The sequence below is a fragment of the Sphingobacterium sp. genome (genome assembly GCF_032065005.1).
GTDB lineage: Bacteria > Bacteroidota > Bacteroidia > Sphingobacteriales > Sphingobacteriaceae > Sphingobacterium.
Genome location: NZ_DAMBMM010000001.1, coordinates 357,188 through 368,862 on the forward strand (window position 1 = coordinate 357,188; position 11,675 = coordinate 368,862).

The 11,675-nt window shown below is 40.0% G+C and carries 13 protein-coding genes; all 13 read left to right on the top strand.

Annotated features, from left to right (window positions below; translation table 11 throughout):
* The first annotated feature begins 140 nt into the window (after positions 1–140).
* The 13 genes from RT138_RS01545 (at position 141) to RT138_RS01605 (ending at position 11,662) form a co-directional block, all read left to right on the top strand.
* A complete protein-coding gene (locus RT138_RS01545; RefSeq protein ID WP_313189225.1) occupies positions 141–854 on the top strand; it encodes a helix-turn-helix transcriptional regulator in 714 nt (237 codons plus the stop codon).
* 1,038 nt (positions 855–1,892) lie between these two features.
* Positions 1,893–2,489, top strand: coding sequence for a DUF4255 domain-containing protein (locus RT138_RS01550; protein ID WP_313189226.1), 597 nt, complete (start codon positions 1,893–1,895; stop codon positions 2,487–2,489).
* A gap of 4 nt (positions 2,490–2,493) precedes the next feature.
* On the top strand, positions 2,494–3,816 hold the full coding sequence (locus tag RT138_RS01555; RefSeq protein WP_313189227.1) for a hypothetical protein: 1,323 nt from the start codon (positions 2,494–2,496) through the stop codon (positions 3,814–3,816).
* Between the two features lie 37 nt (positions 3,817–3,853).
* Positions 3,854–5,275: a phage tail sheath family protein gene (locus RT138_RS01560; protein ID WP_313189228.1), complete on the top strand. Its 1,422-nt coding sequence runs from the start codon at positions 3,854–3,856 to the stop codon at positions 5,273–5,275.
* Between the two features lie 35 nt (positions 5,276–5,310).
* A complete protein-coding gene (locus RT138_RS01565) occupies positions 5,311–6,336 on the top strand; it encodes a hypothetical protein (RefSeq protein WP_313189229.1) in 1,026 nt (341 codons plus the stop codon).
* Between the two features lie 44 nt (positions 6,337–6,380).
* Complete coding sequence (locus tag RT138_RS01570) at positions 6,381–7,304, top strand: hypothetical protein (RefSeq protein WP_313189230.1); 924 nt, start codon at positions 6,381–6,383, stop codon at positions 7,302–7,304.
* A gap of 17 nt (positions 7,305–7,321) precedes the next feature.
* The gene (locus RT138_RS01575) at positions 7,322–7,786 is read left to right on the top strand and encodes a phage tail protein (RefSeq protein ID WP_093096915.1); all 465 of its coding nucleotides are present in this window, start codon (positions 7,322–7,324) and stop codon (positions 7,784–7,786) included.
* Positions 7,787–7,796: 10 nt separating this feature from the next.
* A complete protein-coding gene (locus tag RT138_RS01580; protein ID WP_185212338.1) occupies positions 7,797–8,255 on the top strand; it encodes a phage tail protein in 459 nt (152 codons plus the stop codon).
* A gap of 2 nt (positions 8,256–8,257) precedes the next feature.
* Positions 8,258–8,428: a DUF5908 family protein gene (locus RT138_RS01585; RefSeq protein WP_313189231.1), complete on the top strand. Its 171-nt coding sequence runs from the start codon at positions 8,258–8,260 to the stop codon at positions 8,426–8,428.
* Positions 8,418–9,140, top strand: coding sequence for a LysM peptidoglycan-binding domain-containing protein (locus RT138_RS01590; RefSeq protein ID WP_313189232.1), 723 nt, complete (start codon positions 8,418–8,420; stop codon positions 9,138–9,140). The genes RT138_RS01585 and RT138_RS01590 overlap by 11 nt, the downstream gene beginning before the upstream one ends.
* A complete protein-coding gene (gene vgrG / locus RT138_RS01595) occupies positions 9,140–10,915 on the top strand; it encodes a type VI secretion system tip protein VgrG (protein ID WP_313189233.1) in 1,776 nt (591 codons plus the stop codon). The genes RT138_RS01590 and vgrG overlap by 1 nt, the downstream gene beginning before the upstream one ends.
* A 16-nt stretch (positions 10,916–10,931) precedes the next feature.
* Positions 10,932–11,225 (top strand): PAAR domain-containing protein, encoded by a 294-nt coding sequence (locus RT138_RS01600; protein WP_313189234.1) that lies wholly within the window; start codon positions 10,932–10,934, stop codon positions 11,223–11,225.
* 11 nt (positions 11,226–11,236) lie between these two features.
* The gene (locus RT138_RS01605; protein ID WP_093096902.1) at positions 11,237–11,662 is read left to right on the top strand and encodes a GPW/gp25 family protein; all 426 of its coding nucleotides are present in this window, start codon (positions 11,237–11,239) and stop codon (positions 11,660–11,662) included.
* Positions 11,663–11,675 lie beyond the last annotated feature (13 nt).

The window sequence follows — 11,675 nt, forward strand, 5'->3', positions numbered from 1 at the left end:
CTTACTCATTCAACATTATATCCTACTCATTACCATTTAATTTATTGCCATAAAGTATTAGATTAAATTCAAATTGCGTCAATATTGGTTAAATACCGGTTTTGATTTTATACGTTTCGCTAACTTTTAATACGCATCCGATGAATCTAACACAGGATACACAATCAAGCCAATGTTATGACTTCAACAGTCATATTATTGATATGGTTGGCCAGATTCTACAGCAGAAATTCCTAAAGGTGGAAATTGGTGATTTTGATGTAGGAAACCTAATTGTTGAGAATCATAATGAGCCAACGAACTCATTCTTTTATAAATGCAGGACAGATGGAATGGATCATGCGAATCCAGATACAGAACAGATCTGGCTGGCATACTTTGATTTCTTTTTTCCTCCGGAAGACCTTGTTCCCTTAATGCCTGAGCTTTTCCATGCTATCCGGCAAAAAGAATTGAATAAGGTCTATTTCTTTTTTCAGCGTGCAAGGCCACAGCAGATTGGCGATTATAAATGGCATTTTGCTACCAGTAAATTATTTGCCCTTGGTGATGAAAGCCAGCCTGGGATATTATTTCGCTATGCTTTTGAGTTGAATAAAGCTGAAAATAAACCACTTTCCTTAAATGATGAAAGCTATTTCCAAAAGTATTGTAATCGCGTGATGTTGCTGAGCAAACGGGAGAAGGAAGTCATCAAGTTGATCGTGGAAGGTAAGTCTAGCCAAGATATCTCGGAGTTATTGTTTATTTCCATCCATACGGTAAATAACCATCGAAAGAATATCACCAACAAATTGGAGATTAATAACCTTTGTCATTTGACCAAGTTTGCGATTTTGTTCAATATGGTTTAGGACAGTCCTGACCGAGGAAGGATCGGGATATTACACACCTTATTTTCGGAATAATTGCATTGGCGGACTTTCCTGCACCTTCGGTACACGATGACAGGACTTGATGGAGATGAACCGTACAGATTCTTCACGGTTTGTTCAGAATTGGAAAGGCGCATTTAAAAAAATGTTTTTCAATTATTCAAATGAACCCCTTTTGGGGTTCCATTATTTTAGCTGGCATGGCACGCTAGCCAGAAAGTCGCGCAAAAACAATGTTCGATTAATCGAACATTGTTTTTGCATTAGCCCTATATAGTTTACCATCCATGCTAAAATAATTCATCCCCGCTGGGGATGTATCGCGGATAAAAATATTCTTCAGATAAATAAATATGGACCTGGATGACAAAAAATATATTTCTATAAAACTTGTATTTGGTACGGAGGAAGGATCTCGGAATATTACATACCTAATTTTGGGAATAATTGCATCGGCGCAATTACCTGCACCGTTGGTTATCACCCTGGGGTCATCCTGACGAAGGAAGGATCTCGGAATATTACATACGTAATTTTGGGAATAATTGCATCGGCGTACAGGTCCTCCATCTTCGATGGAGAATGACAAGGTCATGAGGGGGAGAACTGTACAGATTCCTCACTGATCGTTCAGAATAAAAATGACCTAAGGAGGGATTCAGAGTGCAACGAAGAATCTATTTTTGTTTTTAATTAGGAGGTGTTTATCATCCCGAAATCGTAAGATGAGTGAACTATTTTCTTTCTTCAGGAAGATTTGTTGAAAAATATTTCTCCCACGCTGTGGGTTGGTCTTTGCAATCATCTCTTTTCTACAAATATTTCACCCACGCTGGGGGTTGACAGATGAACAAATCACACTGCAACAAAGATTTCATTACTTCTAGGGCTTGGCGGCTGCCAATAATGAAATGACTATTGATAGCTATTGATGTGGAAAGGTTTTATACAGAAATTTATTCCAGAATTACAGTATCTAGGAACAAGCACTCTAGCTTCCATCAATAACCAATCATCATGATAGATCAAGCCCTTATATTGTTTAAGACTGAACTGCTGGCTTATTTAAGTTCTAAAGGAGATAATGCGGCCGGAGTCATCATCGATAATATTGGTTTGTCTGAAACTTCTGCTGGCAATGGTTTGCCCGATAATATTGTAATCAGTCTGGTCAATATTGAGGAGGAGAATACCCTGAAGAATCAATCGCCGTTGCGACGGATGCCAGATGGTTCAGCATACTATGAAAATCCTGCTATCTATATCAATCTTTATGTATTGATTACATGCAATTATGCTGGAGACGGTTATTTATTGGCCCTGAAAAGGCTATCAATGGTGATCCGTTTTCTGCAAAGTAAAAGCAGTTTTTCATCAACCAACCCATTAAACATTAACCCTATCGATCCTGATCATACGGAACCCTTTCATTTTAATATGGAGCTCTTCACCTTATCCTTTGAACAGATCAATTATCTGTGGGGCTCACTAGGGGGGCGACAAGTGCCATTTGCAATGTATAAACTTCGTTTGATAAGTCTATCAGAACATGTGAAAGTGAGGAATGCTCCTCTAATTGAGGAAATTGAAACTAAGCTCAGCAAAATAAATTGACGCTATGAGAACGCTCTATAAACCGTTGTTTGAGGTAAAACTCCTCCACGAATTCTATCTGACTGATAGAACAGGAAATAACGTTTTTGATTTGAGCGCACAAGCAGATCGACTTGATTTTCTCTTTCAGAAATATGAATCTTTTGCAGAAGAGATCAATAATGATCTTTCCTATGAAGTTCCGGAAAGCTGTCAGGATATGTTAAAGAACTATGGCTTAAAATTATTGCCAAGTTATTCTGGATTAAAGGTATTGATAGAAGTTAAACTCAAGAAATTAGGAAGTGGGGTAAGTACGTATGAACCTATACAAAAGTTAGAGGATGACCTTCATATCCCAATTTTGATCAAGAGAAGGACCTCAAGATTTGATTCGATTAGCAATCAAAAGGTTGAACGAAATATCAAGTCCACTTATTTATTCAGCAATGATTCCTCCTTATCTGGCTCCCGAAACTTTCCATATCTACATACTGAAGTGGCCAATCATGATGCCGCTATTGAATATGAGCAAGGGGAATTGGCAAAGTTTGGTCCTAATGATATAAGGGCATTTTATGTCGATACGGCCAATAACAAGCAGTGGCTAAGTAAAGCTGGAAAGTCATTTGCCAATGAAAATGATAGGTTATTATGCGGGACTAACTTTAGTTATTCCTTCGTAAATGCCAATAATATCAGCAAGGCAGATTTTATACTCAAGGATCATTTGGGGAATATTATCCAAGAACTACATTTTAAAGCTTCCAATCCATTTGCAAATGTTCATTTAGCTTTTGATCCTAAACTATTGAAGATGCTACCAGAGGAAAAGATTAGCAATGAGTTGGTCTATCAACTGGAAGTTAGTGGAACGAGCTCATTTGCTAAATCCCATAAAGTTGTTTTTTACTCCGATATGCAAGAGTTAAGTAGCAGCATTGGGGTGATTTTTATTAAAGTGAAAGGGAATATAAGTGGCTATAAGCTATTTGATGCATCAGGTAAACTGATTACCCGAAAAAATCAATTTAATGTCACTGATCCCGCAGCACCGGTATTTGAAATTAATATCTCCAGCAAGGCTTCATTTTGGAGGTATATCAATAACAGAAATCGTGCTTTACAGAATGGTCTTTATTCTGACCTTTTGCAAACAATTGATGCCGTGTTGATTGCCAAAGAACCGCGACCATTGACCGCTAAAACTACATTATTTAGGTTGCCGGATAGTAGTTTATTTTATCTTCCTAATCCTACAGGGACTCAGGAAATCCATATTGAGAATAAAAAGATATACAGTGATATAATGGTTCCAGAATCAGATTTATTTCCACTGGCACCTTGACCATAATTAAAAGAATAATAAATCAAAATCTATTGTTATGCAAGAATATAAAACCCCCGGAGTGTATATAGAGGAGATTCCACATCTTCCACCTTCGATTGCTTCGGTAGAAACGGCTATTCCAGCATTTATTGGATATACTGAAATAGCAAAATGGAAAGAAACAGATGATCTTAGGAATAAACCCTGGCGGATTGAGTCCATGCTTCAGTATGAACAATATTTTGGATATCCAGATCCGGAGAAGGAAAGTTTATCTGTTGTCTTTGGACCTAATGCAGATGTCAATGGGAAGATTGATGATACAAAAAGATCTAAATTCCTGATGCATTATAGTATGCAGCTATTTTTTGCGAATGGTGGAGGTCCATGCTGGATCTGTTCTGTAGGAAACTATGTAGACAGTGGAGGTTCTATTGTTGCCAGTAATCTGACGGATGGGCTGAAAGAGATTGCAAAGATCAATGAGGTGACCTTGTTGGTTTTTCCGGACTCGACCAATTTGAGTACAGCATCTGATTATTACAAAGTGCATACAGAGGCTATCAACCAATGTGTAGAGTTACAGGACCGCATTACCGTTTTGGATGTCTATCATGATCCGGCTAATCTGACACAGTGGAGTCTCGATATCGCTTTATTGAGAAGTACACTCTCTGGAACGACAGAATTCTATAAATATGCGGCAGTATATTTTCCAAAATTGTTTACCGGAGTTGATTATAACTATAAGGTTGCTGGTGATCCAAGCAAGGATAACGATGAACTGGTCAGCATTACCGGCGTGGCCGGGGCTAGCAACCTCAAAGAATTACTGGCAATCAATAATGAGAAATACTTTCAGGCAAAGAGTGCCATTACCAATATTCAGATGCTTATGCCAGTTTCTGCTGCCATGGTGGGGGTATATGCTCAGGTTGATAATGCAAGGGGAGTCTGGAAAGCACCTGCGAATGTCAATGTTGCCAATGCGATCCGGCCAGAATTCCTGATCAATCAAAAGGAACAGATGAACCTCAATGTGGATACGACCGCTGGTAAATCCATTAATGTTATCCGCTCATTTCCTGGAAGAGGTCCTGCCATTGTTTGGGGAGCTCGCACATTAGCAGGAAATGATAATGAATGGCGTTATGTTCCAGTGCGGCGATTCTTTTCCATGGTGGAGGAGTCTGTTAAAAATGCTACTGAGCAATTTGTATTTGAACCCAATGATCGCAATACCTGGGTGCGGGTTAAATCGATGATCGAGAATTACCTGACTCAGCAATGGAAAGCTGGTGCATTAATGGGCGCATCGACCAAAGAAGCATTCTTTGTTCATATCGGGCTTGGGGAAACCATGACGGAATTGGATATCTGGGAAGGCAGGATGATCGTAGAGATCGGTATGGCGGTTGTTCGTCCGGCCGAATTCATTATCCTTCGTTTCATGCATAAAATGCTGGCAGAGTCCTAAGCCAAGTTTATTGTAAATCTTAAAAAACCATTGTTATGACCATTGAAAGCTCAAATATGCGAAACCCGAAAAACGGGAATTGTAATGGTAATGAGGCAAAGACAATAACTCAGAAAACTCTCCATCAGATTAAGGAAGATTACTGCAACAGACTGAAAGGGAAGTTAGGTGAGTTGAGTGAAAGCGAGGTAACCAGTGATGGGACCCTGATGATGTACGAAAAAAAGAAATGTGTTTTTGTCAAAACAGAAAAGAATTACCAAATGCTCCGAAACCTGGAATTGAAGGTCGGGGTAGAATTGATACAGTCATCGGAAGAAATAAAAAAGAATGTTGCGGCCAGCATAGCCCAGAATGATGCATTGGTGGCAGGGTTGAAGGCGGTGTTAATGACGGCCAAGAATGCAAAGGTTGCTTTTGGAAACCTTCGGGAATCGGCAGCAAAATTGGATGCAGCTAGGAATGATAGTTGTAATTCTGGGCAATTGAAGATATTGGGATGCTCAAATGACAACTGTAATGATGCTGAAAAGCAAAATGAATCGGATAACCGGCCAAATGAGTGCCAAGATGCCTGTCGGATTTTGAACAAACTGGTTGAAAGACCTGTTGACCTCAGTCTGGAAATTGATATTATCTGTAATTCTGTTGCTGATATCATTGGTATACAGTCTTTTTCAAATATTAAATCCTTAGAGAAATTCCAACAGGATTTTGCTGGCAACGCCAAAACATTTGATGACCTGATCCAAGCGCAGATCAATACGGCGACCGCCGGATTAAAGAAATCTCAAGATGATCTGACATTGGCGATTAAATCCCATACGCAATCCAGTTATACCCTTTACGGTAAACGCAATGAATTGGAAACCTTGGTTGAAGTCAAGGATTATCTATGCTGCCATAAATGCAGTTGTATCGGCGATTGCGGTTGTAATGAAGGGAATAATGAGGAGAATAACAGATTCAAGAAGTGTAAATGTGATATCTGTGACATCTGTAAGGAGGTCACTGAAATCTATTGCATCCGTGATAATGAAGGTGGCTCAAGCTGTGATTGATTGAGGCTACATTTTCAATATGGTAAATTTTAAAATAGACAAATATGTTAAGCTATAATGAAATAAGCAATTCTGAGCGGGATATTTTTGATTGTTGTGATCAAAAACCTAACGGTAATGAGCCAGGAGGAGATTGTTGTTATGATGCATGGATGGGTGATCTGGTCCAAGTAACCTCAGATTGGAAGGCAGCAAATGCCTACGCCAGCAATAAGGAGCTGGAATATAACCTGAGCATTGAGGAAAGAGATCGACTCAAGGCTTGGTTTGCCGACTGGGAAGCTACAGATGAAAATGCGGATGCCCTGCGTCGCCAACTGGAACTATTTATCCTCTTGCTACAAAAGGTCTGTATCGTTACGGACAAGACCAATAAAGCCATAGAGATCTTATTCTGTATGGTCGAGGATCTTTATATCCGTGTGGACCGATTGAAGTCAAACTATGATAAGTTAATCCTATGTATCAATTGCTTGAAACGACCAGAGCTAGCTCCTGGGATAGGGATCATGAAAGTCCTTGAGGACTATGGACAGAAATTAGATGCTGTGATCTTAACGCGAGATATCATGATTCCACAGGTTATTGCCGTGGTAGAATTAGCCTACGGTCTGCACATCAATATCTGTGAAGAGTATGGTCTGAAAAGGACCATTCAATATTGGAAGGATAAATTCCATTGTAACCATTCAGGTTCTGAAAGTATTGTATATGCAGAACAGGCCAAAATTGAAAGCAGTTCTGGTTCCCATGAATGCTGTTGCATAGAGCCACATATCCACCTGCCAATCGATTCTGATGAATATTACCATCAATTGGAATCAGACTATAATCAGACCAAGCAGCGTGTTGATGTGCTGAAAAAGGAATTGGATTCCGCAAAAGAGAAAAGGGATGCACTTTTTGCATGCAAGCAAAGTCTTGAGAATGCAATCAATGAGGTGAATCCTGCAAATAAGTGTAAATAATCAATAAATCATTTGTTATGTCAAACGATCCTAAAAAAAACTACCCATTACCGAAGTTCCATTTTCAATTGGATTGGGGTGGTACCAGAATTGGTTTTACAGAAGTTAGTGGACTTGACTTTGAAACTGAGGTTATTGAATACCGTGAAGGCAGTAGCCCCACCTATAACAAGACAAAACAACCTGGATTGACCAAATACCCGAATGTGACGCTGAAACGCGGTACTTTCTTTGGGGATTTTGAATACTTTGAACAGTGGAAAAAGACCATGATGTTCCAGGAGGGCAAGGAGAAATTTAGGAGGGATGTTACCATTCGATTACTGGATGAAGAACATCAACCGATCATCTCCTGGACGCTCTCAAGAGCTTGGCCTTCAAAGGTTCAATCCACCAATTTGAAAGCTGATGCCAACGAAGTGGCCATTGAAACCATGGAATTGGTGCATGAGGGTTTATCCATTGTAGAAGCTAAAAAATAAGTTATAAGCCATGGCTGACAGTTTATATCAAACGGTCAATTTTCATTTTTCAGTGAATTTTACACTGAAAGGGAATAAGGCTGTGGATATTAAATTCCAGTCTGTAACTGGTTTGGACTCTTCGATTGATATAGAAACCATAAAGGAAGGTGGTGAAAACAGGTTTGAGCATGTTGTGCCTGGACGGCATAAATATGGTCCTTTGGTACTGAAAAGAGGGTTGATCTCACCAGGTTCATCAGCGATTACGGATTGGTTGAAAAAGGCTTTCGACGACCAGGTATATGAAACCCTGGAGACTGTGGTCATCAATCTATTGGATGAGGAACATCAATCTATCATGCATTGGAAAATTAACAATGTATGGCCAAGGAGCTGGAAACTTTCGGAACTGAATGCCGGGAGGGCGGAAGTCCTGATCGAGACGCTAGAGCTGAATTATAACCGATTAATTTTTCAAAAATCATAGTTATGCCAGTTGAAGTTAGGGAGTTGGTCATTAAGGCGACCGTTGTTCAGGATCTTGCTTCCCCTGAAGGGAGTGGAGGTTCTCAGGATAATGGGGTTTCTGCTTCAGAGGAGCTAATCAAGATTTGCGTAGATAAAGTTTTGGATATTATTAAGGACAAAAATGAGCGCTAATTATAGTTCGGGGAAATTGGAGAAACTGTTGATCTATTCTTTTACAGATAGGCAGTTTCAGGTTAAGGGTGTGGAGCAAACCAATAAGCCAGCATTCGTAGCCCCGATCAATCCTGAGGCTTTTTCAAAGAACTTTAAAATTGAACACGATGTACAAAGACCTCATGGGTCTGGCTCATCAGAAGTTAAATTTAAATCTACTGCGCCAGAGGAGCTGAAGCTTGATTTTATTTTGGATGGTTCCGGAACCATGGAAGGCTATTGGGAGGAATACAAAACCAAACCCGTCAATGAGCAATTGAAAATCTTCATGGACTGTGCCTATAATTACCAAGGTGACATCCACCGACCCAATTTCTTGTTGATTATCTGGGGCTCAGAGATTCGATTCCGCTGTGTATTAGCTAATCTGGATGTGAATTTCACCTTGTTTAAGCCAGATGGCACGCCATTGCGAGCAAGGTTATCCGCAACTTTTCTGGATTACCAGTCTCGTGAACAGCGCATGGCAGAGGACAATCCCTCATCACCAGATTTGACCCATCACCGTGTAATCAAACAAGGTGATCGATTGGATCTGATGACCTATGGTATTTACAATGATCCGAAGTACTTTTTACAGGTTGCGAAAGCTAATGGCCTGACCTCAATAAGAAGGTTACAACCAGGAAATGATATTTATTTTCCTCCTTTTAATAAAAACGAAAACTAATGGAAGAGCTCATCATACCGAATCCGTCCCAACATGATACTATTTCGTATGAAATATCATTGGGTGGGTCTAAAATGGATTCTTCTTACGAAATACTCAGTATATCCATTGATAAGGAAGTCAATCGGATACCCACAGCAAAGATTTTGTTAAAAGATGGGGATGCCGCATTAGGCAGTTTTGAAATCAGCAACAAGGAGGATTTTTTGCCGGGTAGAGAGATTGAAATCAAGTTGGGATTTGATAGCGATAATAAAAAAGCATTTAAAGGCATCATCACGAAACAACAAGTAAAGGTTAAAGAAAATGGAAATACGCAATTGCAGATCGAATGTAAAGATGCCGCAATGCGAATGACCTTGGGAAGGAAGAGTAAATACTACCTGGACCAAAAAGACAGTGAAGTAATGGATAGCATCATCAGTGCATATGCAGATTTAAAGAGTGATGTTGAAGCTACTACCTTGAAACATAAAGAACTGATTCAGCATCACCTCAGTGATTGGGATTTTATTGCTCTGCGAGCAGAGGCCAATGGTCAATTGCTGTTTGTGAATGATGCTGAGTTGAAAATAGAATCTCCCAAAACAGATCCTGATCCTGTATTACAGGTTACCTATGGGTCCTCAATAATGGAGTTTGAAGCGGAGATGGACCTTCGCAGTCAATGGTCAAAAGTAGAGGCCCATTCCTGGGATTATAAAAACCAAGGATTGTTTACCGCAGAGGTAGATGAGGCTTCAGGATTTACGCAATTGGGAAATGTGAACAGTTCTGATCTTGCTTCTGCCAATAAATTGGAAAAGTTCATACTGCATCATAGCGGTAACCTTTTGGAACAAGAGCTTAAGGCTTGGGCTGAAGGAGCAATGCTACGCAGTAGATTAGCGAAAGTCAGGGGCAGGGCAAGATTTACTGGTTTTGCTGAAATAAAACCTGGGGATATGGTGAAGATCGCCGGTGTCGGTGACCGATTTAACGGTAAGGCATTTGTGACCGCGGTAAGACAAGAGGTAGGTGATGGTACTTGGTATACCAACATTCAATTTGGTTTAGATCCTGCGAGGTATTCATCCCTATATCAAGATATTGATGACTTTCCTGCCGCTGGCCTTTTAGGTTCAATCCAAGGGTTACAGATAGGGAAGGTCCTGCAGTTGGAAAACGATCCAGATGCTGAAGACCGAATCTTGGTCAAGATTCCAATCATAGAAAACAATTCAAATGGCACTTGGGTTCGGGTGGCATGCTTAGATGCAGGAAGTGATCGTGGTACTTTTTTTAGACCAGAGATTGACGATGAGATTATCGTAGGTTTCATCAACAACGATCCAAGGCATGCCATCATGTTAGGTATGTTGAACAGTAGTGCAAAACCAGCTCCACTCAAAGGAGCTGATGCCAATGATGAAAAAGGAATTTTCACCAGAAGCAATATGCGTGTGCATTTCAATGATGCAACCAAGACAATCAACATAGATACACCAGCTGGGAATAGTATAATCCTTGATGAAGATGGCAAGAAAATAGAAATCAAGGATCAAAACAGCAATAAAATAACGATGGATAGTAATGGGATTATAATGGAAAGTCCCAAAAACATCGAAATTAAAGCTGGTGCTGAGTTAAAAATCAGCGCCGGAACCAAAATGGAAATTATAGGAAAAACCATGACCTTGAAATCAGATACCAATGTGAATATCAATTCAGCAATGACGAAGATTAATTCAGATGGAGTAACCGAAATCAAGGGGTCTTTGGTAAAGATAAATTAGAAATATAGAACTGGTTATGGCTTCAGCAGCAAGAATAAACGATTTGCATATCTGTCCCATGGTGAATCCTGGGCCAGTGCCGCACGTTGGTGGTCCTATTGTAGGTCCAGGCGTACCAACGGTCCTCATCGGAGGTGTTCCTGCTGCTGTTGTTGGTGATTTGTTGGTTTGTACTGGACCGCCAGACAGTATTGTTCAAGGTTCCATGACCGTCATGATCGGTGGAAAACCAGCAGCAAGACAAGGTGACATGACTGCACATGGTGGCACCATTGTTATCGGTTTTACAACAGTTCAGATAGGAGGATAAAAATAAAAGACATGGAAAATTCTTTCAATTCATTTTTAGGAACAGGCTGGTCTTTCCCGCCTGAATTCAATAAGGTTTCCAATTCGGTGGAATTGGTTTCCGGAATTGAAGATATCGATCAAAGCTTGAATATTCTATTGTCAACAGCTTTGGGCGAAAGGGTCATGCAACCTAAATATGGCTGCGACCTGACTGACTATGTCTTTGAATCACTGAACAGTTCGGTCATTGGCTACCTAAAGGATAGGGTGACCAATGCCATCCTGTTCTATGAACCGAGGATCCGAGTGGAACAGATAGAAATAACAAGTAGTGATTCCATGGAGCTTATTGAGGGTCGCTTTACGATCAGCATACAGTATTTCGTTCCAGGAACTAATTCCAGGTTTAACTATGTCTATGATTATTATTTAAATGAAGCATTAAAATCAATTTAAGTTGGATATTCCT

What these genes read in the sequence shown, in the direction of transcription:
- RT138_RS01545 (WP_313189225.1), top strand. Translation starts at nt 141, where the DNA reads ATGAATCTAACACAGGATACACAATCAAGCCAATGTTATGACTTCAAC.
- RT138_RS01550 (WP_313189226.1), top strand. Translation starts at nt 1,893, where the DNA reads ATGATAGATCAAGCCCTTATATTGTTTAAGACTGAACTGCTGGCTTAT.
- RT138_RS01555 (WP_313189227.1), top strand. Translation starts at nt 2,494, where the DNA reads ATGAGAACGCTCTATAAACCGTTGTTTGAGGTAAAACTCCTCCACGAA.
- RT138_RS01560 (WP_313189228.1), top strand. Translation starts at nt 3,854, where the DNA reads ATGCAAGAATATAAAACCCCCGGAGTGTATATAGAGGAGATTCCACAT.
- RT138_RS01565 (WP_313189229.1), top strand. Translation starts at nt 5,311, where the DNA reads ATGACCATTGAAAGCTCAAATATGCGAAACCCGAAAAACGGGAATTGT.
- RT138_RS01570 (WP_313189230.1), top strand. Translation starts at nt 6,381, where the DNA reads ATGTTAAGCTATAATGAAATAAGCAATTCTGAGCGGGATATTTTTGAT.
- RT138_RS01575 (WP_093096915.1), top strand. Translation starts at nt 7,322, where the DNA reads ATGTCAAACGATCCTAAAAAAAACTACCCATTACCGAAGTTCCATTTT.
- RT138_RS01580 (WP_185212338.1), top strand. Translation starts at nt 7,797, where the DNA reads ATGGCTGACAGTTTATATCAAACGGTCAATTTTCATTTTTCAGTGAAT.
- RT138_RS01585 (WP_313189231.1), top strand. Translation starts at nt 8,258, where the DNA reads ATGCCAGTTGAAGTTAGGGAGTTGGTCATTAAGGCGACCGTTGTTCAG.
- RT138_RS01590 (WP_313189232.1), top strand. Translation starts at nt 8,418, where the DNA reads ATGAGCGCTAATTATAGTTCGGGGAAATTGGAGAAACTGTTGATCTAT.
- vgrG (WP_313189233.1), top strand. Translation starts at nt 9,140, where the DNA reads ATGGAAGAGCTCATCATACCGAATCCGTCCCAACATGATACTATTTCG.
- RT138_RS01600 (WP_313189234.1), top strand. Translation starts at nt 10,932, where the DNA reads ATGGCTTCAGCAGCAAGAATAAACGATTTGCATATCTGTCCCATGGTG.
- RT138_RS01605 (WP_093096902.1), top strand. Translation starts at nt 11,237, where the DNA reads ATGGAAAATTCTTTCAATTCATTTTTAGGAACAGGCTGGTCTTTCCCG.